This window comes from Microvirga mediterraneensis (assembly GCF_013520865.1).
In the GTDB taxonomy this organism is placed as follows: domain Bacteria; phylum Pseudomonadota; class Alphaproteobacteria; order Rhizobiales; family Beijerinckiaceae; genus Microvirga; species Microvirga mediterraneensis.
This window is the reverse complement of sequence record NZ_JACDXJ010000001.1, coordinates 1,127,998-1,152,120: the sequence shown is the minus strand read 5'-3', so window position 1 is coordinate 1,152,120 and position 24,123 is coordinate 1,127,998. Positions and strand designations below refer to the sequence as shown.

The 24,123-nt window shown below is 65.2% G+C and carries 21 protein-coding genes; 16 read left to right on the top strand and 5 right to left on the bottom strand.

What is annotated here, in order from left to right:
* Positions 1-11: 11 nt before the first annotated feature.
* From H0S73_RS05430 to H0S73_RS05405, 6 genes are all read left to right on the top strand, one after another.
* Positions 12-1,910 carry a response regulator gene (locus H0S73_RS05430; RefSeq protein WP_246388737.1) on the top strand — a complete coding sequence of 633 codons (1,899 nt, stop codon included), beginning with the start codon at positions 12-14 and terminating at the stop codon, positions 1,908-1,910.
* A gap of 218 nt (positions 1,911-2,128) precedes the next feature.
* Complete coding sequence (locus H0S73_RS05425; RefSeq protein WP_181051206.1) at positions 2,129-3,730, top strand: ABC transporter substrate-binding protein; 1,602 nt, start codon at positions 2,129-2,131, stop codon at positions 3,728-3,730.
* A gap of 65 nt (positions 3,731-3,795) precedes the next feature.
* Positions 3,796-4,806: an ABC transporter permease subunit gene (locus tag H0S73_RS05420; protein ID WP_181051205.1), complete on the top strand. Its 1,011-nt coding sequence runs from the start codon at positions 3,796-3,798 to the stop codon at positions 4,804-4,806.
* Positions 4,803-5,717: an ABC transporter permease subunit gene (locus H0S73_RS05415; RefSeq protein WP_181051204.1), complete on the top strand. Its 915-nt coding sequence runs from the start codon at positions 4,803-4,805 to the stop codon at positions 5,715-5,717. Before H0S73_RS05420 ends, H0S73_RS05415 begins: the two co-directional genes overlap by 4 nt.
* 2 nt (positions 5,718-5,719) lie before the next feature.
* The gene (locus H0S73_RS05410; protein ID WP_181051203.1) at positions 5,720-6,577 is read left to right on the top strand and encodes an ABC transporter ATP-binding protein; all 858 of its coding nucleotides are present in this window, start codon (positions 5,720-5,722) and stop codon (positions 6,575-6,577) included.
* Positions 6,574-7,401, top strand: a complete 828-nt coding sequence (locus H0S73_RS05405) for an ABC transporter ATP-binding protein (protein ID WP_181051202.1) — start codon at positions 6,574-6,576, stop codon at positions 7,399-7,401. Before H0S73_RS05410 ends, H0S73_RS05405 begins: the two co-directional genes overlap by 4 nt.
* A 13-nt stretch (positions 7,402-7,414) precedes the next feature.
* Here the strand turns inward: H0S73_RS05405 and H0S73_RS05400 are convergent, their stop codons facing one another.
* Positions 7,415-9,439: an AI-2E family transporter gene (locus tag H0S73_RS05400; RefSeq protein WP_181051201.1), complete on the bottom strand. Its 2,025-nt coding sequence runs from the start codon at positions 9,437-9,439 to the stop codon at positions 7,415-7,417.
* Positions 9,440-9,635: 196 nt separating this feature from the next.
* Between H0S73_RS05400 and H0S73_RS05395 the strand changes: the two genes are divergently transcribed.
* Both H0S73_RS05395 and H0S73_RS05390 read left to right on the top strand, forming a co-directional pair.
* Positions 9,636-10,427 carry a dienelactone hydrolase family protein gene (locus H0S73_RS05395; RefSeq protein WP_246388736.1) on the top strand — a complete coding sequence of 264 codons (792 nt, stop codon included), beginning with the start codon at positions 9,636-9,638 and terminating at the stop codon, positions 10,425-10,427.
* A gap of 45 nt (positions 10,428-10,472) precedes the next feature.
* Positions 10,473-12,551: a M3 family metallopeptidase gene (locus H0S73_RS05390; RefSeq protein WP_181051200.1), complete on the top strand. Its 2,079-nt coding sequence runs from the start codon at positions 10,473-10,475 to the stop codon at positions 12,549-12,551.
* 34 nt (positions 12,552-12,585) lie between these two features.
* Here H0S73_RS05390 and H0S73_RS05385 read toward each other — a convergent pair whose 3' ends face one another.
* From H0S73_RS05385 to H0S73_RS05370, 4 genes are all read right to left on the bottom strand, one after another.
* On the bottom strand, positions 12,586-12,762 hold the full coding sequence (locus tag H0S73_RS05385; RefSeq protein ID WP_181051199.1) for a hypothetical protein: 177 nt from the start codon (positions 12,760-12,762) through the stop codon (positions 12,586-12,588).
* Between the two features lie 87 nt (positions 12,763-12,849).
* Positions 12,850-13,851, bottom strand: a complete 1,002-nt coding sequence (locus H0S73_RS05380) for an aldose epimerase family protein (protein ID WP_181051198.1) — start codon at positions 13,849-13,851, stop codon at positions 12,850-12,852.
* Positions 13,852-13,857: 6 nt separating this feature from the next.
* A complete protein-coding gene (locus H0S73_RS05375) occupies positions 13,858-14,739 on the bottom strand; it encodes an SMP-30/gluconolactonase/LRE family protein (RefSeq protein ID WP_181051197.1) in 882 nt (293 codons plus the stop codon).
* A 76-nt stretch (positions 14,740-14,815) separates the two neighbouring features.
* The gene (locus H0S73_RS05370; RefSeq protein ID WP_181051196.1) at positions 14,816-16,009 is read right to left on the bottom strand and encodes an amidase; all 1,194 of its coding nucleotides are present in this window, start codon (positions 16,007-16,009) and stop codon (positions 14,816-14,818) included.
* 157 nt (positions 16,010-16,166) lie between these two features.
* Here H0S73_RS05370 and H0S73_RS05365 point away from each other — a divergent pair, with 157 nt between their 5' ends.
* The 8 genes from H0S73_RS05365 to H0S73_RS05330 all read left to right on the top strand — a co-directional run bounded on the left by H0S73_RS05365 (position 16,167) and on the right by H0S73_RS05330 (position 24,120).
* On the top strand, positions 16,167-17,372 hold the full coding sequence (locus tag H0S73_RS05365) for an ABC transporter substrate-binding protein (RefSeq protein WP_181051195.1): 1,206 nt from the start codon (positions 16,167-16,169) through the stop codon (positions 17,370-17,372).
* Positions 17,373-17,466: 94 nt separating this feature from the next.
* Positions 17,467-17,895 (top strand): endonuclease domain-containing protein, encoded by a 429-nt coding sequence (locus H0S73_RS05360; protein ID WP_181051194.1) that lies wholly within the window; start codon positions 17,467-17,469, stop codon positions 17,893-17,895.
* Positions 17,896-17,898: 3 nt separating this feature from the next.
* On the top strand, positions 17,899-19,746 hold the full coding sequence (locus H0S73_RS05355) for an ABC transporter permease (protein WP_181051193.1): 1,848 nt from the start codon (positions 17,899-17,901) through the stop codon (positions 19,744-19,746).
* On the top strand, positions 19,743-20,519 hold the full coding sequence (locus tag H0S73_RS05350; protein WP_181051192.1) for an ABC transporter ATP-binding protein: 777 nt from the start codon (positions 19,743-19,745) through the stop codon (positions 20,517-20,519). The genes H0S73_RS05355 and H0S73_RS05350 overlap by 4 nt, the downstream gene beginning before the upstream one ends.
* Positions 20,516-21,232: an ABC transporter ATP-binding protein gene (locus H0S73_RS05345; RefSeq protein ID WP_181051191.1), complete on the top strand. Its 717-nt coding sequence runs from the start codon at positions 20,516-20,518 to the stop codon at positions 21,230-21,232. The genes H0S73_RS05350 and H0S73_RS05345 overlap by 4 nt, the downstream gene beginning before the upstream one ends.
* 106 nt (positions 21,233-21,338) lie before the next feature.
* Positions 21,339-21,653: a 2Fe-2S iron-sulfur cluster-binding protein gene (locus H0S73_RS05340; protein WP_181051190.1), complete on the top strand. Its 315-nt coding sequence runs from the start codon at positions 21,339-21,341 to the stop codon at positions 21,651-21,653.
* 69 nt (positions 21,654-21,722) lie between these two features.
* Positions 21,723-22,766 (top strand): NAD(P)/FAD-dependent oxidoreductase, encoded by a 1,044-nt coding sequence (locus H0S73_RS05335; protein ID WP_181051189.1) that lies wholly within the window; start codon positions 21,723-21,725, stop codon positions 22,764-22,766.
* A 115-nt stretch (positions 22,767-22,881) separates the two neighbouring features.
* Positions 22,882-24,120 (top strand): allantoate amidohydrolase, encoded by a 1,239-nt coding sequence (locus H0S73_RS05330; protein ID WP_181051188.1) that lies wholly within the window; start codon positions 22,882-22,884, stop codon positions 24,118-24,120.
* Positions 24,121-24,123: the final 3 nt, after the last annotated feature.

Sequence of the window (24,123 nt, the reverse complement as noted above, 5' to 3'; positions counted from 1 at the left end):
TGCCGAGCGAGATGAAATCAACAAATGGCACGATCCTGGTCGTCGATGACGAACCGGACATCCTGATTGCGCTCGAGGATCTGTTCGAGAACGACTACCGGGTCCTGACGGCCTCCTCGCCCCTCCAGGCGCTCGACATCATCCGGCACGAGCCCGACATTGCCATCATCATCTCGGACCAGCGCATGCCCGAGATGCAGGGAGACGAATTCCTGGCTCAGGCCCGCCACGAGACCGATGCCGATGCGATCCTTCTCACCGGATATGCGGATCTCAAGGCCGTCATCGGGGCGGTCAACAAAGGCCGCATCATGGCCTATGTGCCGAAGCCCTGGGATCCGGCCGCCCTCTCCAACATGGTGGCCGCGGCCTATCAGCGGCGCATGCTGGCCCGCAAGCTTGACACGGAACGAGCCCTTCTGCGCGGACTGATGGAAAGCACGGGCGACCTGATCTCGTTCAAGGATCTGGAGGGCCGCTTCGTCCGCCTGAACGCCAGCAAGGCGCGAAGCCTCGGCTGCGGCACGGAGGACTGCCTTGGCCGCAAGGAGCGGGATTACGTCCCGCCGGAGCGGGCCACGATGATCGAGGAGGCGGAACGCCGGGCCGTTTCGGCGCGCGCGCCCGACGAGGTGATCGAGGAGCGGACCACGCCCGACGGCACGACCCAGTGGATCCTCATCAACCACATCCCGATCCTGAACGAAGCCGGAACCGTCACGAACCTGGCCACCATCGAGCGCGACATCACCGAGCGCAAGCTGATGGAGATGCGCCTGCGGCAGGCGGACAAGATGCAGGCTCTCGGAACCCTCGCGGGCGGCGTCGCCCACGATTTCAACAACCTGCTGATGGCGGTCCTCGGCAGCCTGGATCTCGCCTCCCGCCGGGCTCCCGACGATCCCCGGCTGACCCGGCTCCTGCAGAACGCCACTTACGCCGCGGAGCGGGGCGCCTCCCTGACCCAGCGGCTCCTGAGCTTCAGCCGCCAGCGCGACCTGCGGCTTCAGGCCGTGGACGTGAACCAGGTCATCACCGGCATGAACGACCTGCTGACCCGCACCCTTGGCGGCGTGATCCGGATCGAGCGGCATCTGAGCGAAGGTCTCTGGACCGCCATGGTCGACCCGGACCAGCTCGAACTCGCGATCCTCAACCTCTGCATCAACGCCCGCGACGCCATGGCCGAGAACGGCATTCTGACCCTCTCGACCCGTAACGAGACGGTGAACGAAGGTCGGATCCCTGAGTTGAGCGGCGGCGAATACGTGGTGATCTCGGTCGCGGATACCGGAAGCGGCATTCCCCCGGAGGTTCTGACCAGGGTGCTCGAACCCTTCTTCACGACCAAAGAGGTGGGGAAGGGCACCGGCCTCGGGCTGCCCATGGTGTATGGGCTGGCGCAGCAATCCGGCGGCACCGTAACCATCCACAGCACGGTCGGATCGGGAACGATGGTGGAGCTCTACCTGTCCCGTGCCGCTGCAGAACAGGAGAAAGGGCCGCAGGAGCAGCAGGCGATCTCACCTAACGCGCCCAAGGTGCGCATTCTTCTCGTCGACGACGATGCGGACGTCCGGACGGTCACGGCTGCGTACCTGACCGAAATGGGGCACCGGGTCGTGGAGGCCGCGGACGGATCGTCGGCCCTCGATATCCTGAAGGCGGACGATCAGCTGGATCTCCTCATCGCCGACTTTGCGATGCCCGGCATGACGGGAACCGACCTCGCCAGCAAGGCGCGGGAGGTCCGGCCCGGCCTCGGAATCCTGCTCGTGACGGGATATGCCGACCCGAAGCGGCTGCCGGACGACTACCTGATGCTCCACAAGCCCTTCAGCCGCGCCGACCTCGCCGCGAAGGTAGCCGAGGCCGCTCACCTGGATCAGGCTTGCGGCACTCCCGCCTGACAGATCTCAGGATCTTCGGATTGTGGACAAAAAGTGTTCGGAATCGCGGAAAATTGACCCTGACCGCCCCCGATTCCGGCTGCCCCAACGGCAGAAAATGGTAAATTTCCTTTAAAAATTATCCATTGTTTCATGGACAGATTGACATTATCGGGGCTTCGCACCTTAACTCCGTCACAGAACGGCCACGAGTAGAGCCGTCTCAGAGGACCTAGGTAATGAAAAAATCAGCCCTTTTCGCAGCCATCTGCGTTCCGGCTTTTCTGGCCGCCGCCCCGCTGGCTGCCAAAACCCTCGTCTATTGCTCCGAGGGCAGCCCCGAGAACTTCTATCCTGGCGTGAACACCACCGGCACCTCGTTCGATGCCAGCGAGCAGATCTACAGCCGCATCGTCGAGTTCGAGCGCGGCGGCACGAAGGTTCAGCCGAGCCTCGCCGAGAAGTGGGACGTCTCCGCTGACGGCACGGTCTACACCTTCCACCTGCGCAAGGGCGTGAAGTGGCATTCCAACAAGAACTTCAAGCCGACCCGCGACATGAACGCCGACGACATCGTGTTCATGTTCGAGCGTCAGTGGAAGGAAGAGAATCCTTACTTCAAGGTCACCAGCCCGAACCACTCCTACTTCAGCGACATGGGCATGCCCAAGCTCCTGAAGTCGGTCGAGAAGGTTGACGATTACACCGTCCGCGTGACCCTGAACCAGCCGGAGGCCCCGTTCCTGGCCAACCTCGCCATGATGTGGGCGAGCGTTCAGTCGAAGGAATATGCCGATGCCATGATGAAGGCCGGCAGCCCTGAAAAGATCGACCAGGAGCCGATCGGCACGGGCCCGTTCTATCTGGTGCAGTACCAGAAGGACGCGATCATCCGCTACAAGGCCTTCCCCGAGTATTTCCGCGGCAAGGCTGCTCTTGACGACCTCGTCTTCTCGATCACCCCGGACGCCTCCGTGCGCTGGGCGAAGCTCCAGAAGGGCGAATGCCACGTCATGCCGTATCCGAACCCGGCTGACCTTGAGGCCATGAAGAAGGACCCGAACGTCCAGATTCTCGAGCAGCCCGGCCTGAACATCGGCTATCTCGCCTACCAGACCACGAAGAAGCCCTTCGATGACGTGCGCGTCCGCAAGGCCTTCAACATGGCCATGAACAAGAAGGCGATCGTCGACGCCGTGTTCCTCGGCTCGGGCGTTCCGGCCAAGAACCCGATCCCGCCGTCCATGTGGTCGTACAACGACAACGTAAAGGAAGACGAGTACAACCCCGAAGCCGCCAAGAAGCTCCTGGCGGAAGCCGGCTACCCGAATGGTCTCGAGACCGACCTGTGGGCCATGCCGGTGCAGCGTCCCTATAACCCGAACGCCCGCCGCATCGCCGAGCTGATGCAGGCCGATCTCGCCAAGATCGGCGTGAAGGCCGAGATCAAGAGCTTCGAATGGGGCGAGTACCGCAAGCGGGCGCAGGCCGGTGAGCACCAGATGGCTCAGCTGGGCTGGACGGGCGACAACGGCGATCCGGACAACTTCCTGCACACCCTGCTGGGCTGTGCCTCGGCACAGAGCAACTCGGGCTCGAACATTGCCAAGTGGTGCTACAAGCCGTTCGATGATCTCGTCACGAAGGCGAAGGTCACGACCGATCAGGCCGAGCGTACCAAGCTCTACGAGCAGGCCCAGGTAGTCTTCAAGGAGCAGGCTCCCTGGTTCACCGTGGCTCACGCCGTGCAGCTGAAGCCGATCCGCAAGGAAGTCGTAGACTTCAAGCTCTCGCCGTTCGGTCGCCACACCTTCTACGGCGTGGACATCAAGGGCAAGTAAGCTCATCCCTTCAACCTACGGCGGAGCGGCTCAAAAAAGCCGCTCCGCCTTTTTACGTTCAGACGATGCTCAGATTCATTTTCACTCGCGTCAGCCTGATCATACCGACCTTCCTCGGGATCACGCTGCTGGCCTTTTTCCTGATCCGCCTGGTCCCGGGCGATCCCATCGAAACACTCGCTGGCGAGCGCGGCATCGATCCTGCCCGCCATGAGCAACTCCTGAAGGAATATGGCCTCGACCGGCCGATCTTCGTGCAATACGGGATCTATCTGTCCCGCGTTCTGCAGGGCGATCTCGGAAAGTCGATGATCACCCAGGAGCCCGTTCTCAACGAATTCTCGTCGCTGTTCCCCGCAACGGTCGAGCTGGCGCTCTGTGCGATCCTCTTCGCTCTTGTGATCGGGCTTCCGGCGGGCATCATCGCGGCCATCCGACGAAATTCGATCTTCGACCACGGCGTGATGGGCATCTCACTGACCGGCTATTCCATGCCGATCTTCTGGTGGGGGCTCATCCTTATCCTGCTCTTCTCGGTGCAGTTCGACCTGACGCCGGTCTCGGGCCGCATCGATGTGCTCTATTACATCGAGCCGATCACCGGCTTTCTCCTGATCGACACCCTCCTCTCCGATGAGCCGGAAGCCTTCTGGTCCGCGGTGAACCACCTGATCCTTCCCACCATCGTCCTGGGCACGGTGCCCCTGGCCGTGATCGCCCGCATGACGCGCTCGGCCATGCTCGAGGTTTTGGGCGAGGATTACATCCGCACCGCCAAGGCCAAGGGCCTGCCCCGGTTCCGGATCATCGCCCTGCATGCCCTCCGCAACGCCCTGATCCCCGTCGTGACGGTGATCGGCCTGCAGGTCGGCGTGCTGTTCACCGGCGCGATCCTCACGGAAACCATCTTCTCCTGGCCGGGCGTCGGCAAATGGCTCATCGATGCCATCTTCCGCCGCGATTATCCGGTGCTCCAGGGCGGAGCCCTGCTGCTCGGCGTTGTCGTGATGAGCGTGAACCTTCTCGTCGACCTTGCCTACGGTCTCATCAATCCTCGTATCAGGCATACGCGATGACCACTGAAACCATGGAAGCTCCGGCTGTCGCAGCTCCGACGGCCACCCCTCCCCACCCGCTCCGCGAGTTCTGGAGCTATTTCAGCGCCAACCACGGCGCCGTTGCCGGGCTCGTCGTGATCGTTGTGGTGGTGCTCGTGGCGCTGCTCGCCGACGTGCTGGCCCCGCACTCGCCCTATGTCACCGATACCACCATCGCCCTAAAGCCGCCGTTCTGGCAGGAGGGCGGCTCGTTCGCCTATCCGCTGGGCACCGACCCGATCGGCCGTGACATTCTCTCGCGCATGATCTACGGCGCGCGCCTGTCGCTCCTGATCGGCATCGTGGTGGTGACGATCTCCATCGTCATCGGCACGGTGCTCGGCCTCGTTGCGGGCTTCTTCCGCGGCCTGACCGAGATCTTCATCATGCGCCTGATGGACATCGTCCTCACCCTGCCGAGCCTTCTGCTCGCCATCGTGATCGTGGCGGTGCTCGGGCCCGGCCTGATGAACGCCATGCTGGCGGTGGCACTGGTGATCCTGCCGCATTACGTGCGCCTTGCCCGCGCGGCGGTGATCACCGAAACCTCGAAGGAGTACGTAACGGCAGCCCGGGTGAGCGGCGCCGGTACGATGCGCCTGATGTTCAAGGAAGTGCTGCCGAACTGCACCGCTCCGCTGATCGTGCAGGCTTCGCTCGGCATCTCGACCGCCATCCTGGATGCCGCCGCGCTCGGCTTCCTCGGTCTCGGCGCGCAGCCGCCTTCGCCCGAATGGGGCACCATGCTGGCCGATGCCCGCGAGTTCGTGCTGCGTGCCTGGTGGGTTGTGACCTTCCCGGGTCTCGCCATCCTGATCACGGTGCTCGCCTTCAATCTTCTCGGCGATGGCCTTCGCGATGCCCTCGACCCGAAACTGAAGAGGTCCTGATCATGGCACTTCTTGAAATCGAGAACCTCGTCGTCGAGTTTCAGACCACGGCCGGCATGTTCCGGGCCGTCGATGGGGTGTCGCTCAAGGTCGACGAGCGCGAGGTCCTGGCGATCGTCGGCGAATCCGGCTCGGGCAAATCCGTCTCGATGCTCGCGGTGATGGGCCTTCTGCCATGGACCGCGAAGGTGACGGCCGACAAGATGGCCTTCAACGGCCGCGACCTTCTCACGCTGTCCGATTCCGAGCGGCGCAAGATCGTCGGCAAGGACATCGCGATGATCTTCCAGGAGCCGGTGGCAAGCCTCAACCCGTGCTACACGGTCGGCTTTCAGATCGAGGAGGTCCTGCGCTTCCATCTCGGTCTCGGACGCCGGGAGCGGCGCGCCCGCGCCATCGAGCTTCTGACCGCGGTCGGCATTCCCAATCCGGCCGAGCGCCTGAGCTCGTTCCCGCACCAGATGTCCGGCGGCCAGTGCCAGCGCGTGATGATAGCCATGGCCATCGCCTGCAATCCGAAGCTGCTGATCGCCGACGAGCCGACCACCGCGCTCGACGTCACGATCCAGAAGCAGATCCTGGACCTTCTCGTGAAGCTTCAGGCCGAGCATGGGATGGGCATGATCATGATCACCCACAATATGGGCGTGGTCGCAGAGACCGCCGATCGCGTCGTGGTCCAGTACAAGGGCCGCAAGATGGAAGAGGCGGATGTTCTGACGCTGTTCGAGAACCCGCGCAGCAACTACACGAAGGCCCTCCTGGCGGCATTGCCCGACAATGCGACGGGCGACCGCCTGCCTACAATCGCCGATTATTTCAAGGACGGAAGCGAGATCGCCGGAGCGGCCGTATCATGAGTGTTGTTCTCGAAGCCCGGAATATCGTCCGGGATTACCATGTCCCCGGAGGTCTCTTCTCCAAGGGCCGGACCGTCCACGCCGTTAAGGGCGTGAGCTTCACGGTCGAGAAGGGGAAAACCCTCGCCATCGTCGGCGAGAGCGGCTGCGGCAAGTCCACGCTCGCACGCATTCTCACGCTGATCGACCCCGCGACCTCCGGCGATCTTCTCATCCAGGGCAACAAGGTCGACATCGCCAAAGGAGACCTTACGAAGGATCTTCGGCGCGAAGTGCAGATCGTGTTCCAGAATCCTTACGGCTCGCTCAATCCCCGCCAGAAGATCGGCGACGTCCTGGGCGCGCCGCTGGTGATCCACGGCAACGTGCCGGCGTCCGAGCGCCGCGACCGTGCCATGGCGATGCTGAAGAAGGTCGGCCTCGGCGAGGAGCATTACAACCGCTATCCGCACATGTTCTCCGGCGGCCAGCGCCAGCGCATCGCGATTGCCCGCGCCCTCATGCTCAATCCGAGCCTGCTCGTTCTCGACGAGCCGGTTTCAGCCCTCGACCTCTCGGTTCAGGCGCAGGTGTTGAACCTGCTGGCCGATCTCCAGGACGAGTTCAACCTGACCTACGTCTTCATCAGCCACGACCTGTCGGTGGTGCGCTACATCGCCGACGAGGTGATGGTGATGTATTTCGGCGAAGCGGTCGAGTACGGCACCCGCGACGAAGTGTTCTCGAGCCCGAAGCACGACTACACCAAGACGCTTTTCGCCGCGACGCCGCGCGCGGATCCCGCGAGCATCAAGGCGCGTCTGGCCCGCAAGAACGCGGCCTGAGCGGGTCTTCACATCATGCCGGCAACGGCAGCCGCTTGGCTGCCATTGCCTCTTCGACAGCCGGCGCATTGGCCGGCTCCGGCAGATTATCCTCGCCGGTCGCCGTCTTCAGGCACTGCACCACTGCATCCCTTAACGACGAGACGTAGTAATTGGCGCCGAGCGTTGCGCGCATCGCCTCGCTTTTCAGGACAGCGTCTTCAGCCGGCCAGAGCCCCACCAGGGCAGGCGCCTTCGCCTTCTGCTTCAGGCGGCGCAGGAGATAGCGCAGGTGCGCAGGCGTACCGCTGATCTCCAGATAGCTGATGCACACCATCTGCACGCCGGTCATGTCGAGATTGAAGATCTTCCGACGCGACACGGCCGAATGCGGGATGACGCGGGTGCCGAGTCCATGCTTGCTCAAAAGCTGCGCCAGCATCTCCGACGCGGCTTCGTCCAGCGGACCGCGCCCGGCGACGCAGAGGATCGCCCCATCTGCGCGCCAGGCGTCGGGGATGTTGCTGTCCGGCGGCATAGGCTGCTTGATCGCCGGCTCCTTGTTGTCCGGCTTTTCGCTCGCGGGAGACGCAACCGGCTCATCCTTGGTCTCCTGCGGATGCGGCTCCACGTCGCTGTGAGGGCTGAGATCCTGAACCAGAGCCCGGATCACATCCTTGACCTGTTCGAGCTGGCGCTGGGTGAGAACCCCGCGCGTCGCATCGTTGGCCGCGAGCTGAAGACCTTTGAGGGCGACCTCGTCGTAATAGGATGTGAGCGAACGCTCCTTCAGCAGAAGCTCCGCCGAATCCAGAGCCTCGTCCGGGTCTCCGGCGAGCATGCGCTGGTAGAGATTCTCGGCCGGCGTCAAAGCGGGCCTGTCGCCGAGCAGGACATCGAGGAATTCGAGCCTCTCCACATGCCGGCCCAGCACCACGAGGCAGAGGGTCAGGGGCGTGGCGATAAGAAGGCCGACCGGTCCCCAGAGCCAGGTCCAAAAGATGGCCGAGATAACCACCGAGAAGGGTGAGAGGCCCGTGCTCTGTCCATAGACGATCGGCTCGATCACATGGCCCATGAGCGGCTCGCCGATCAGGAACAGCGCCATGGCCATGAGGGCCATGGACCAGCCGGGATCGACGGCGGCGGCCAGGAGGATGGGCGGCAGGGCCGCGAGGAACGAGCCGATATAGGGCACGAAGCGCATGAGCGCGGCGAAGACGCCCCACAGGACCGGGCTCGGCACGCCGATCAGCCACAGCCCGATGCCCGCGACGACGCCGAAGGAGGCGTTCAGGGCAAGCTGGGTCAGGAAGTACCGGCTGAGCCGGCGCGCCGCATCGTCCATGGCGACCGTGGTGCGATGAAGATCACTCGCCCCAAAGAGGCGGATCATCCGGTCGCGCAGGTCTTCCCGCTGCATGAGGATGAAGACGAGCACCACGAACACGATGCCCATGGTGGCGAGCGGCCCGAGTACCGGCAGCAGCACGTCGCGGGCCATCTGGAACGGCGTCGGTTCAGGCTCGTGGACTTCGACCGGCAGCGGGCCGGAAGGCTCTGCCGGCGTGGATGCCGGCGGCGCCGATGCGGCAGGCCTCGCGGGGGCCTGTTCCGGCGGCGGCTCCGCAACGGCCCGGTCGAAGCGGCGGCCGAAATCCTTCAGGAGGCTCGGCAGCTTTCCGAGCGTTCCCTCACGAAGGGAGCCGACCTTCGTTTCGATGGTGGTCTGATAGCGCGGCAGGTCGCTCGCTAGGCCGGCCAGCTGGAAACCAATGACCGCCCCGAGAGATACGATGATCCCGACGGCGACCAGCACGGCCACAATGACCGACGGAACCCGGCCGAAGCGCCACCGGCGCAGCACTTCGACAAAGGGAGCCAGCACGAAGGCCAGCAGGATCGCCATCACGACGGGCAGGAAGACTTCCCGGCCCACATAGAGGCCCGCGAGCACCACGACCCCGACGGCCAGGGTCATGAGCCCGGAGAGCCCAGGAACCGCAGGAGGCTCGATCTCCGTCTCCGAAGGAGGCAAGGTGGGAGGGCCAGGACGCATGTGAGGGATCTCTGCTGGGCCGCGAGACACTCTCGCCGACCTGCAAACAACGTCTTCGACGGCCAAACGATCCTTGAGCGTGGCAACAAGGCTCTTCCGCCCGGAAAAGCTGGGACCTTTTGCCATCTCCATGCGCGGAAATCCGCTCCCATCTCATGAAAATCCCTGAGACTTTTGCCCTTCCGTTCCAACCTCCATGCCCTTCACCAGACGCAATCTTCTGATCGGAGCAGCCCTGGCTGCCTCGTCGACCGCTCATGCCCAACAGGACAAGCCGAACGCGATGCCCGTCACGACCCAACGAAACAGCTTCAAAAGTGGAGGCAAGGCCATTGCCGTCGAGACCTTCCAGGCGGCTGGCTCCCAGCCTCGCCCGGCGGTCCTGATGCTGCACGGTGCGGACGGCCTGAGCTACAACACACAATATCGCGAGGGCGCCCGCAACGTAGCGGCCGCCGGGTACCAGGTTCACCTCGTCCACTATCTCGACCGCACCGGCGAGAAGCGAGCTTCCTTCGGCACCCTTTTCCAGAACTTCATGCCGTGGATGGGCACCGTCCAGGATGCGCTCGCCTTCGCATCGAACCACCCGGGAGCCGACCCGCATCGCATCGGCATCATCGGCATCTCCCTCGGGGCGGCTTTGGGGCTCGCCGTCGCGAGCTCGGACGTCCGTGTGAAAGCGCTGGTGAATTATTTCGGACCGCTGCCGCAGGGTGCGATCGCCACCACGTCCAACCTGCCGCCGACCCTGGTCCTGCACGGCTCGGTCGATCCCATCGTGCCGGTGTCGAACGCCTATGCGATCGAGGCGCTGCTGCGCCAGCAGAACGTGCCGCATGAGATCAAGGTTTACCCCGGCCAGGGCCACGGCTTCAGGGGGAAGGCGGAAGACGATGCCTCCGCCCGATCCCTCGCCTTCCTGCAGCGATATCTGGCCAGCGTGGACGCCTCGTCGGGGGCGAGGGCCCTTCCCGTCGGCGGGTGAGATGATTAAAACTTGCAACTCGACGATCATCAGGCAGGAGCGATCATGACGGTTTCAGACGCGGCTCACGCAGGCAATCCCCTTCTCACGCCGTGGGAAACCCCGTTCGGACTTCCGCCCTTCGAGGCCATCGCGCCGGAGCATTACAAGCCTGCCTTCGACGCGGCGCTGACCGAGCAGCAGAAACAGATCGCGGCCATTGCCGAGAGCGCCGCGGAGCCGAGCTTCGCGAACACCATCGAAGCACTGGAGAGAAGCGGTCAGGCGCTGAAGAAAGTCGGCGGCGTGTTCTTCAACCTGGCGGGCTCGCACACCAACGATGCGATCCAGGCGGTGGAGCGCGAGATGGCGCCGATCCTCGCCAAGCATCGCAACAGCATCTTCATGAATGAGGCACTCTACCGGCGCGTGGCGGCTCTCTACGAGAAGCGCGACACCCTCGGCCTGACACCCGAGCAGGCCCGCGTCCTCGACCGCTATCACACCATTTTCGTGCGCGCCGGCGCCAAGCTCGGACCGGACGAGAAGAAGCGCCTTGCCGCCATCACCGAACGGCTGGCGAGCCTCGGCACGCAGTTCTCGCAGAACGTGCTGGCGGACGAGAAATCCTATCAGCTTGTTCTCGACGGCGAGGCGGATCTCGAGGGTCTTCCCTCTTTCCTGCGCGAAGCGGCCGCACAGGCCGCCGAGGAGCGCGGCCTGCCTGGCAAGCATGTGATCACCCTCTCCCGCTCCAGCATCGAACCCTTCCTGCAGTTCTCCAAGCGTCGCGACCTGCGCGAGCAGGCCTTCAAAGCCTGGGCGGCGCGCGGGGACAACGGCAACGCGACCGACAACAAGGCCATCATCGCCGAGACGGCGGCCCTGCGGGCGGAGCGCGCCAAACTTCTCGGCTACGAGACCTTCGCCGATTTCAAGCTCGCCGACACCATGGCCAAGACGCCAGACAACGTGCAGAAGCTCCTGAGCGACGTCTGGACGCCGGCCATCGCCCGCGCCAGGGAGGAGCGGGACGACCTGCAGGCTCAAGCCCAGTCCATCGGCGACAACATCGTCATCGAGCCCTGGGACTGGCGCTATTATGCCGATCAAGTCCGCATGACGCGTCACAATCTCGATGAGGCGACCATCAAGCCGTACTTCCAGCTCGACCGGATCATCGAGGCTGCATTCGAGGCGGCCAACCGGCTCTTCGGCCTCAGCTTCAAGGAGCTGAAGGATTTCCCGCGCTATCACCCCGATATCCGCGCCTGGCAGGTGGCGGATGCGGACGGCAACACTGTCGGCACCTTCATCGGCGACTATTTCGCGCGCTCCTCCAAACGCAGCGGCGCATGGATGAGCGCCTTCCGGTCACAGGAAAAACTCACCGGCGACGTTCGGCCGATCATCGTCAACGTGATGAATTTCGCCAAGGGGGCCGCGGGAGAACCGTCGCTCCTGAGCTTCGACGATGCGCGAACCCTGTTCCACGAGTTCGGCCATGGCCTGCACGGCCTGCTCTCGAACGTGACCTATCCGCTGCTCGCGGGCACGGCCGTGTCGACCGATTTCGTGGAGTTGCCGTCGCAGCTCTACGAGCACTGGCTGTCGCAGCCGGACATCCTGCGTCGCTACGCGACCCATTACCGGACCGGCGAGCCGATACCGGAAGAGCTGCTCACCCGCCTGATGGCTGCGCGCAACTTCAACCAGGGCTTCGCGACGGTCGAATACCTGTCCTCCGCCTTCGTCGACCTGGAACTCCATCGCCGCAAGGATCTGAGCAATCTCGACGCATCAGCCTTCGAGGCACAGATTCTGGAAAAGATCGGTATGCCGCGCGAGATCATCATGCGCCACCGCACACCGCATTTCACGCATGTGTTTTCAGGCGACGGCTACTCGTCGGGTTATTACAGCTATCTCTGGTCGGAGGTGCTGGACGCGGATGCCTTTACGGCCTTCGAGGAAACGGGCGACGCCTTCAACAAGGACATGGCGGGCAAGCTGAAGCGTTTCATCTATTCCGCCGGCAACCTGCGCGATCCCGCCGAAGCCTATACGGCGTTTCGTGGGCGCCTGCCCACGGCGGACGCGCTTCTCGCCAAGCGTGGCTTGGCGCCTGTGGTCGAAGATGCGTGAGGGTTGGCAGATTGGGGGCCGCGAAAGCGGCCCTTCACGCCGTACCGGTCGCAAACTCCCTGGACCTCTTGAGCGCGTAGAAGCGAATCTTGACGATTCGCGACGTGTCTTTCGGAGGGGTCTCGGGCGCGGGCATGGGACGCAAGACGCTCTTCAGGAAAGCCGCTCCCTTCGGATCGATCTCCAGGGCTTTCGCATCGAGCACCGGCATGGGGACTGTCCCTTCTTGGTTCGTGTTTGTCCGGGAACGCAACGCCTACAAAGAAGAACAGTCTTACACCGACAAAAGTTCCCTCGATCAGCGGGAGAACCTGAGCTCGCTGACCTGTCGGGAAACCTGCCCGGGCGGCAGGATAGACGATGGAAAATGGGCATTATTGGGGCTGTCGGGAAAACGCTGCGGCTCCAGGCAAAGTCCGCCGTGACGCCCGTACCGGGCACCTCCCAGCCCTTCGACGGGCATATCGATCAGGTGGCCGTCATAAAACTGGACGCCGGGCTCCGTGGTCCAGAGCTCCATCGAAAGACCATTCCGGCGCGACGCCAGCGTGGCAGCATGGCGCAGCTCGCCATAGGGCCCGCGCAGGACATAGTTGATGTCGTAGAGCGTATGCGCCGGGCCATGGATCGTCCGCGCCGTCGTGAAATCGTAGTCGGTGCCAGTAACCGCCGTGATCTCGCCCGTCGGGATGAGGTCGGGCCGGGTCGGGGTGATGTAATCGCCGGCGATGGTCAGCTCGTGCGAGGAGATGTCGGGGCTGCCGTCGAGGTTGAAATAGCCGTGGGTGGTCAGATTCACCGGCGTCGGCTCATCGCTCGTCGCGTCGAGTTCGATCCGCAGGCGCGATGACGGCAGGAGCGTGTAGGTGCAGGTCGCCGCGAGGCGCCCCGGATAGCCCATGTCGCCGTCTTCCGACACGAGGCTCAGGGTCACGCTGGAGGGCTGATGGTCGACGATGCTCCAGATCCGCGAGCCGAAGCCCTTGGTTCCGCCGTGAAGCTGGTTCTCGCCCTCGTTGGCATCGAGCTGGTAGGTCCTGCCATTCAGGTTGAAACGTGCCCTGCCAATCCGGTTGCCGTATCGCCCGACGATGGCGCCGAAGTAGGGAGAATGGGCGACGTAGTCCTCGATGGAGTTGAGCCCCAGCACGACCCGCTGGGAACCGCCCGCCACCGGCACGGACAGGTCCCGCACCACAGCGCCCCAGGTGAGGACCTTCGCGTCCATGCCGTCGGGCCCCTGCAGCGAGACCTGCAGCACGTCCTGCCCGTCGAGGGTGCCGAAACGCTCGATGGTCATGGTTCCTTACCCCTCGAAAATATGGGCCCGCAGCCCCCGGATGCCGCCGGTCTCGACCTTGAAGAGATGGCCCGCCATGGGGTCGATGTGAGGATCGTGGCCAATGGCCGCCGTGGTGATGTAGAGCGTGGTGAGGTCGGGACCGCCGAAGGCGCATTTCGTCACCTGGGCCGTGTGAACGGGCACGATGCGCTCCACGGAACCGTCCGGGGCGAACCGGGTGATGCGCGAGGCTCCCCAGTGGCAGACCCAGACATAGCCCTCCGCATCGACCGCCATGCCGTCCGGGTGGGCCCACCCCTCCGCGAAGCGGACGAAGGGGCGCGGCTCGCCGATCCGGCCGCCTTGGGCGTCGAGGACGTAGACCGTGCCGTCGATCGTATCGGTCGCATAGAGCCGCCGCCCGTCCGGGCTGAAGGCCGGGCCGTTGGTCACGATGATGCCGGAATGGAACTGGGTCAGCTCCTTCCCGTCCCAGCGCCAGAAGGCCCCGGAACCTTCCTTCTCCTCGTCGTCCATGGTGCCGAAATAGACGGCGCCGTCCGGCCCCACATGGCCGTCGTTGATCCGGTTGTTCGGCTTGTCCCTGTCGGGCGACACGATGGGCTGCACCTCGCCGGTCCTGAGATTGAACCGGGCGAGGCCCGACTTGAAGCCGGCGATGACCACATCCTGGTCGGGCGTCAGGGCGATGAAACCGACCCGTTCGGGCGCATCGACCCTGTAATGCTCCTTGGTGTCCGGATGGTACCGCCAGACGCCCGGGTTCTTGATGTCGACCCAGAACAGGGTGTCGGACCGGTGGTCCCAGACAGGCCCCTCGCCGAGGATACAGGCGCTCGCCACCGCCACATGGGGTGTTTCCGGATGCACGGCTGGATGTGTCATGTGTCTTCCCCTCGGGAGATAACCAGTGCGCTTTCCCGCTCCTGCCGGTAACTCCGGCCGGGCGCGATGGGTCCCGCTACGCCGACGCGCTCCGGGCGATTCGATCCGCGAGCGCTACGAGGCTCAGGTCGGACCCGGCGGGTCCCATGATCGACAGCCCCAGCGGCGCTCCGGACCGGGAGGCGAGCGGGATCGACACCTGGGGCAGGCCCGACAGAACCGACAGGCAGAGCAGGTTGAGGGCGTTGTTGCGGTAATCGTTCAGGGACTCGTCGCTCTCCGAAAGGAGCGGCGCAATGTCCGGCATGGACGGCAGGATCAGGACCGCGCCATCGGCGAGAAGCGCGCTGAACCGCTTGCGGAAAGCCGCCCTTATCACCTGGGCCTCCGCGACCTGGGCATCGGTCACCGCCTTCGAGAACTCGAACCGGTCGGCCACGCCGGGGCCGAGCGGCGGGTGGTAGCGCTCGATCATCGGCCCGTCGACAGTCCAGGCCTCCCGGCTCTGGATGTAGCGCATGGCCCAATAGAGCGCCGTGAAACCCTCCGGCGCCACGTCGACCGGCTCGGGACGACCGAGCACGGCCTCCGCCCGGCTCAGGGCCGGAGCGAGCACGGCCCGCACCTCCCGCTTGAGCAGGCCGAACGCATCCTGCGCCAGGATCACCCGGGGGCTCTGCGGCAGGGGAGCGCTGTCCGGGCCGAGCAGGACCTCGCCGACGCGCAGGAAGGTGGCTCCGTCGCGGGTGAAGTACCCGCAGGTGTCGAAGGAGGGCGCCAGGTCGTGGCAGCCTTCGAGGCTCACCCGGCCGTGGGTCGGACGGATGCCGAAGAGCCCGCAATGGCTGGCCGGCGCCCGGACGGACCCGCCCGTATCGGTGCCGAGGGCGAAATCGCACGATCCGTTGGAAACGGCCGCCGCCGAGCCCGAGGACGAGCCGCCGGGAATGCGGTCGGGCGCGCCGCCGTTCACCGGGGTGCCGAAATGGGCGTTCTTGCCGCTCATGGAGAAGGCCAGTTCGTCGGTGATCGTCTTGCCGACGAGCCGTGCTCCTGCGTCGAGAAGCTTCTGGACCGTCGGTGCCGTCCGGGTCTTGATGCCGGACATGGCCAGCATGTGGGGCGCCCCCGCGCTGGTCGGATAGCCAGCCACGTCGAACAGGTCCTTGGCCGCGAAGGTCAGGCCCGAGAGCGGGCCGCTCGGGGCATGAGGGACTGGAACGGCCGGGTAAGGCATGAAGGCACGGGCGGGGTCACGGTCGAGGAACATGGGTCCTGTCGGGGCTCTGAGGAACGAAGGCGGCAAATGTGTCATTGCCTCCGTGCTTCGAGCAAGACAGGAATTCGCCAAGCTCGGCAGTTTGGGCTTTCATCAAACCTGGAATGGCCCTAAATCCAGGCGGTCCCTCGATTGCAAGGAACGCGCTATGGCGAAGATTTCAACGATCCGCTGGCTGGCTCTCGGAGCAGCGCTTGCGCTCGGAGCGCCATCGCTTCACGCGCAGCAGGCCCCGATCAAGATCGGCGAGCTGAATTCCTACGCCCGGCAGGCGGCCTTCACCGTGCCTTACCGGAATGGCTGGCAGCTGGCCCTCGACGAGATCAACGCCAAGGGCGGGGTGCTCGGCCGCAAGATCGAGATCGTCTCCCGCGAGGACGGCGCCACCACGGGCGACGCCACCCGGGTGGCCGACGAGCTGGTGAGCCGCGAGGGCGTCTCGCTGCTCTTCGGCTCGTTCCTGTCGAATGTGGGCGTGGCCATGGCGGATTTCGCCAACCAGAAGAAGATCGTCTACATCGCCGCCGAGCCCCTGACCGACGCCATCACCATGGCGCAGGGCAACCGCTACACCTTCCGCATCCGGCCCAACAACACCATGCAGGTCGGCATGCTGGTCGATCAGGCCAAAGCCTCGGGCGCGAAGCGCTGGGCCATCGTTGCGCCCAATTACGAATACGGCCAATCGGCCGCGCAGGCCTTCAAGCGCCTGATCCAGGAGCGCGTGCCCGGCGCCGAGATCGTCGCCGAGCAATACCCGGCCCTCGGCAAGATCGAGGCCGGCGCCACCGTGTCGGCCCTCGAACAGGCCAAGCCCGACGGCATCTTCAACGTGCTCTTCGGCCCCGACCTCACGCAGTTCGTGCGTGAGGGCAACACGCGCGGCCTCTTCCAAGGCGCGACGGTGCTCTCTCTCCTCACCGGCGAGCCCGAATGGCTCCTGCCGCTGAAGGACGAGGTGCCGGAGGGTTGGACCGTGACGGGCTATCCCTGGGATCAGATCACCGAGCCCAAGCACAAGGCCTTCGTGGACGCCTACCGGGCCAAGTTCAACGACACGCCGCGTCTCGGCTCGCTGCTGGGCTACATGGTCGTCTACATGATCCGCGACACCCTCGAGCGCGCGGGCTCGGCGGACACGGAAGCCGTCATCAAGGCGCTCGAGGATGCGAAGTTCGACACTGTCATCGGCCCCGTCACTATGCGCGGCATCGACAACCAGTCCACCATGGGCGCCTGGGTCGGCAGGCTCGCGCTCGAGGGCGCCACGGGCGGCATGACGGACTGGACCTACAAGGACGGCACGTCGTTCATGCCGACCGAGGCCGAGGTGAAGGCGGTGCGGAAGGATTAGTCTTTGGGTGCGCGACGCGCACGTACCCTCCCCTTGAGGGGGAGGGTCGGCGCTTCAGCGCCGGGGTGGGGTGGTACCGCGACAGAAAACGACCATGGCCGATATCAGCCGCTTCAGACGTGAAAGAGCAAAGCAGCTTCGCTCGAATGCCACCGAGCCGGAGCAGCGCCTTTGGCGCGCTCTGAAAGCTATTCCCGTCCACGGCAGTCACTTCCGACGCCAAGTGCCCATCGGGCCTTATGTTGTCGATTTCGCGTGCCTGAAGGCGCGCCTCGTCCTCGAACTTGATGGCGGTCATCATTCGCAGGACGATGTTGCCGCGAAAGATGCGGCTAGAACGCAATGGCTTGAGAAAGAAGGCTATCGTGTCGTTCGGTTCTGGAATGTTGAGCTGTTCGAGAATTTGAACGGTGTTCTCGACACCATATACGCCGCCTTGTACGGCTCACTTCAATCGGAATCGCTAGCGCTTCCCACCCCACCCCGGCCTGACGGCCGACCCTCCCCCTCTAGGGGAGGATAAATAGTGGATCCCTCATTCCTGGCCGTTCAGGCCCTCAGCGGCCTCTCCAGCGCATCGTCGCTGTTCATCACGGCCTGCGGGCTGACCATCGTGTTCGGGGTCACGCGGATCGTGAACTTCGCGCACGGCTCGCTCTACATGATCGGCGCCTATACGGCCGCGACCCTGGTGCCGCGCCTGCTCGAACTCTCCTTCGGGCCCGTCTCGTTCTGGGCCGGCATCCTGGCCTCGGCGCTGATCGTCGGGCTCATCGGCGTCCTCATCGAGGTGCTGCTCCTGCGCCGCATCTACGGCGCGCCGGAACTGTTTCAGCTGCTCGCCACGTTCGGTGTCGTGCTCGTGGTGCAGGATCTCGTGGTGCAGGTGTTCGGACCGGAGGACATTCTCGGGCCCCGGGCCCCGGGATTGCGCGCGCCCGTCGACATTCTCGGACGGCGCTTTCCGTCCTACGAGCTCGTGCTGATCGCGGCCGGGCCCATCGTGCTGGGGCTCGTGTGGCTTCTCCTGCGCAGGACCCGCTTCGGCATGCTGGTGCGCGCGGCCACGCAGGACCGGGACATGGTGGCGTCGCTCGGCGTCAATCAGGCGATGCTCTTCACCGGCACGCTCTTTCTCGGCGCTTTCCTCGCCGGGCTCGGCGGCGCGCTCCAGATCCCGCGCGTGTCCGCCAATACCGGCATGGACCTCTCCATCATCGCGGAGGCCTTCGTGGTCACGGTGGTCGGCGGCATGGGCAGCGTGCCAGGCGCTTTCCTCGCGGCCCTCGTCATCGGACAATTGCAGGCCTTCGGCATCCTGATCTTTCCGAAGAGCACCCTCGTGGTGGTGTTCCTGCTCATGGCCGTGGTGCTGGCGATCAGGCCCTACGGCTTCTTCGGGCGCGCCGAAATCATCGGCGCGACCCACGCGGTGGGGATCGCCAGCCGCAAGCCGCTGCCGGGCCGACATTTCATCCTGCTGGCCATCACCGCCCTTCTCGCCTGCTTCCCGCTCGTGGCCGACGCCTATCTGCTCAAGGTCGCGGCCGAGATCCTGATCTTCGCGCTGTTCGCCTTCAGCCTGCAGCTTCTCATCGGGGTCGGCGGTCTCGTGAGTTTCGGCCATGCGGCCTTCTTCGGCCTCGGCGCGTACGGATCGGCCCTGGCGGTCAAATGGTTCGGCGCGTCCATGGAGGCGGCCCTTCCCCTCGGGCTAGCGCTCGCCGCCCTGGGAGCGGCGCTGATCGGCGCGTTCGTGGTGCGTCTGTCCGGCATCTACCTCGCCATGATGACGCTCGCGGCGGCCCAGATCATCTATGCGGTCGCCTTCCAATGGGTCGACGTGACCGGCGGCGACAACGGCATCGTCGGCGTGTGGCCGTCGACCTGGGCGTCCGGCCCTGTCGCCTATTATCTTCTGACCGCCGCGCTCACGCTCATGGCGGTGCTGCTCTTGATGCGCATCATCGACGCGCCCTTCGGTTATGCCCTGCGCGCGGCCCGCGACTCGGAAGCCCGCGCCGAAGCCATCGGCCTGACGATCCGTCCGCACCGCTGGCTCGCCTTCATCCTGTCCGGCGCGGCGGCGGGGCTCGCGGGCGGGCTCTATGCCTTCTCCCGCGGCTCGGTGGATCCGAGCCTGCTCGGCATCTCCACCTCGGTCGACGCGCTCACCATGCTGCTCCTCGGCGGCATCCAGACGGTGGCGGGGCCGCTCGTCGGCGCCGCCACCCTGCATTTCCTGCGCGACTTCGTCATGCCGCTCACGGCGCATTGGCGCCTGATGCTGGGCCTGATCATCATCGCCATGGTGCTGATCTTCCCGCGCGGCCTCGCCGGCACGGTCCAGCACTGGCGCGAGGAGCGGGCATGACGCTTCTTTTCGTGAAAGACCTGCAGAAATCCTTCGGCGGCGTGGTGGCGGCCCGCAGCGTCACGTTCAGCGTCGAGCGAGGCGAGATGCTCGCCATCATCGGGCCCAACGGCGCAGGCAAGTCCACCGTGTTCAACATGGTCGGCGGCCAGCTGCGGCCCGATCATGGCGAGGTCCGACTCGACGGACAGGAGATCACCCACGCGGCACCGCAGAAGCGGTTTCGCCGCGGCGTGGGACGCACCTTCCAGGTGGCCCAGACCTTCGCCTCGATGAATGCCGCCGAGAACGTGCAGATGGCGCTGATCAGCTGCCATCGGCGAAGCCTCGGCCTCTGGGCTCCAGCCCGGGAACGGTATCGCGAGAAGGCGGTCGAGCTGCTCGCCCAGGTGGGCATGGCGGAGGCGGCGGACATTCCCTGCTCGGCGCTCGCCTATGGCGACGTGAAGCGCGTGGAACTCGCCATCGCGCTCGCCGGGGAGCCCAAGCTCCTCCTCATGGACGAGCCTACGGCCGGGATGGCTCCCCGCGAGCGGGCCGACCTGATGGACCTCACGGCCACCATCGCGGCCTCGCGGCGGATCGGGGTTCTCTTCACCGAGCACGACATGGACGTGGTCTTCGGCCATGCGGACCGGGTCCTCGTGCTCCTGCGCGGCCAGATCATCGCCGCCGGGACGCCCGACGAGATCCGTCGGGACGCGCAGGTGAGACGCGCCTATCTCGGCGACGAGCATGCCCTGGAGCGGCCGAAAGGACCGGGTCCTGCATGAGACGCGAAGCGCTCCTCGACATCCGGAACCTCGATGCCTTCTACGGCCGGGCGCAGGTGCTGTTCGGCCTGTCGCTCCATCTCTACCCGGGCGAGGTGGTGGCGCTGATCGGCCGCAACGGTGCCGGCAAGACCACGACCCTGAAGGCCATCATGGGGCTGATCTCGGCCACGGCCACTCATGCCACCTTCAAGGGGCATTCCCTGGGCAGGCTCCCCACCTACAGGATCGCCCGCCTGGGGCTCGGCTACGTGCCGGAAGACCGGCGCATCTTCACCGACCTCACCGTCGAGGAGAACCTGGAAACGGGACGCCGCCCGGCCGGGGACGGTCGCCAGCCCTGGACGCCGGAGCGGCTGTTCAGGCTCTTTCCCAACCTGGCCGAGATGCGCGGGCGGCGGGGCAGCCAGATGTCGGGGGGCGAGCAGCAGATGCTCTCCATCGCCCGGACCCTCATGGGCAACCCGGACGCGATCCTGCTCGACGAGCCGTCCGAGGGCATCGCCCCCGTCATCGTCCAGATGATGGCCGAGGCGATCCGGGCCATGAAGGCCGAAGGGGTGGCCGTGCTCCTCTCCGAGCAGAACTGGGCCTTCGCGTCCGGCATCAGCGACCGGGCCTGCGTCATCGAGCGGGGCGAGATCCGCTTCCAGGGCACCATGGCCGAGCTGATGGCCGACACGGCGCTGCGGGCGGAAACCCTCGGGGTTTAGTGCCCTAAACCGTTGACGGACCGGGCCGAAAGGACGATATCAGCCCCTCCGGCGCAACCCCTCCGCGCCTCACCCCAGAATGCACGACATAAGGATTTCCCGCTTCATGGGCGTCATCCATGTGACCGACCGGGCCGGCCAGCGCCACACCCTCGAGGCCATCGAGGGCTGGCGGGTGATGGAGATCATCCGCGACTGGGGCCTGCCCATCGAGGGCCTGTGCGGCGGCGCCTGCGAATGCGCGACCTGCCACGTCTTCGTCGCCGAGGAATGGCTGGACAAGCTCTATCCTCCGACGGAAGAGGAGGAGGACCAGCTGGACACCGTGATCACGCGGCCCAATTCCCGCCTGTCCTGCCAGATCCTCTGGACCCCCGAACTCGACGGCCTGGAGGTCACCCTGGCGCCGACCGGGGCCTGACCGTCACCCTGCCCTATTGATTAGACTGAGAGACCATGTTTCCAGAAGGTCTCTCGAAGGAGCCTGTTCATGACCGACCATATCGAAACGGACGTCGTCATCATCGGTGCCGGGCCCGTGGGCCTGTTCGCCGTGTTCGAACTAGGCCTCCTCGACATCAAATGCCATCTCATCGACATCCTGCCGAAGGTGGGCGGCCAATGCGCCGAGCTCTATCCGGAAAAGCCGATCTACGACATTCCGGGCTTTCCGATGGTGACCGGCCAGGGCCTCGTCGACAACCTGATGGCGCAGATCGAGCCCTTCCATCCGACCTTCCACCTCAACGAGATGGTAGAGAGCCTGGAATCCATCGGCACGCCGGAAGCGCCCCTGTTCCGGGTCAAGACCTCCGAGAACGGCACCACCTTCACCTGCAAGGCGGTGATCATCGCGGCCGGCGGCGGCTCGTTCCAGCCCAAGAAGCCGCCGATCGACAACATCGAGGCCTATGAGGGCACCGGCGTGTACTACGCCGTGCGCAAGATGGAGATGTTCCGGGGCAAGAAGGTGCTCATCGTCGGCGGCGGCGATTCCGCCCTCGACTGGACGGTGAACCTGCAGCCCATCGCCAAGCGCCTGACCCTGCTCCACCGCCGCGACGCCTTCCGGGCCGCGCCCCACACGGTGGAGAAGATGCGCTCGCTGGTCGCCTCCGGCGACATGGACCTGCATCTCGGCCAGGTCACCTCCCTCAAGGGCGAGGCGCCGGTTCTCGAAGGCGCGGTAATCCGCAAGGACGACGGCTCGGAGTTCACGGTCGATTGTGACGTGATGCTGCCCTTCTTCGGGCTGACCATGAAGCTCGGCCCCATCGCCGATTGGGGCCTGAACCTGCATGAGAACGTGATCCCGGTCGATACGGAGAAGTTCGAGACCAACGTGCCCGGCATCTTCGCCATCGGCGACATCAACACCTATCCGGGCAAGCTGAAGCTCATCCTATCCGGCTTCCACGAGGGCGCGCTCGCGGCCCAGAAGGTGCACCGCTACGTCTATCCCGAGAAGAGGCTCCTGTTCCAATACACGACCTCCTCCACGAGCCTCCAGAAGAAGCTCGGCGTGGCCGCCTGAGGGCGTTTCGCAAACTCTCCACGTCATGGCCGGCCTTGTGCCGGCCATCCGCTTTCGGGAAGCGCCGCGCCTTTCCCCCTTGCGAAGCGATCCCGTTCCTGAAACTCTCGGTCCCATGACGAACGCGACAGATCTCACCCTCGGCCGCCGCGTGATGGCGATGATCGAGGAGCTGGCCCAGTATACGGACGAACCCGGCCGGATCACCCGCCTCTATCTCTCCGACGCCCATCGCAGAGCCGCCGACGCCACGCTGCGCCTGATGCGGCAGGCAGGGCTGAACGCCCATATCGACGCGCTCGGCTCCGTCGTCGGGCGCATCGAGGGCGCCGATCCGCATGCCCCCGCGCTCCTCATCGGCTCGCATATCGATTCCGTCGTCGATGCGGGCCGCTATGACGGCAATCTCGGCGTGGTGCTCGGTATCGCCGTAGTGGAGGCACTGAAACAGCAGGGCATCAAGCTCGCCTGCCCCATCGAGGTCGTGGCGTTCGGCGACGAGGAGAACGTGCGCTTCCCGACGAATCTCTCCACGTCCCAGGCCCTGGCCGGCCGCTTCGATCCGGCCTGGCTCGACGGCCGGGATCAGGACGGAACCACGTTGCGCGATGCGCTGATCCGCTTCGGCGGCGATCCGGATGCTGGCGCCTCCTTGGCGCGCGACCCGGCGCGCTATCGCGGCTATCTCGAAGTGCATATCGAGCAGGGCCCGCAGCTCGAGGCCAAGAACCTGCCCGTCGGCATCGTGTCCGCCATCAACGGCATCACCCGTGCCCGCGCCCACGTGATCGGCGAGGCGGGCCATGCGGGAACCGTGCCGATGAATATGCGCCGCGATGCGCTCGCGGCCGTGGCCGAGATGATCGGTATCGTGGAGCGCGCAGGCTCCACGCGCACCGACACGGTGGCGACGGTGGGCGTGGCACAGGTGCAGCCCGGCGCGATCAACGTCATTCCCGCGCGGGTCGATTTCACCCTCGATGCCCGCTCCCCGGACGATGCGGTGCGCCTAGCCATGGTCGAGGACATCGTGACCGAATGCCGGGCTGCCGCCCAGAGGCGCGATGTGGACTTCACCATTGAGCCGTTCATGGAATCCCCCGCCACGCCGATGGACAAGACTTTGATCGCACAGCTCGAACGAGCCGTGAGAAGCCTCGGCATCGAGCCGCTGCATCTGTCCTCCGGCGCGGGCCACGATGCGGTCGCGATGGCCAATCTCTGCCCCTCGGCCATGCTCTTCGTGCGCTGCAAGGGAGGCATCAGCCACAACCCGGCGGAATCGATCACGGTCGAGGATGCGGACGTGGCGGCGCGCGTGCTGATCGATGCCGTCAAACGGATCTCGGCGTGAGCG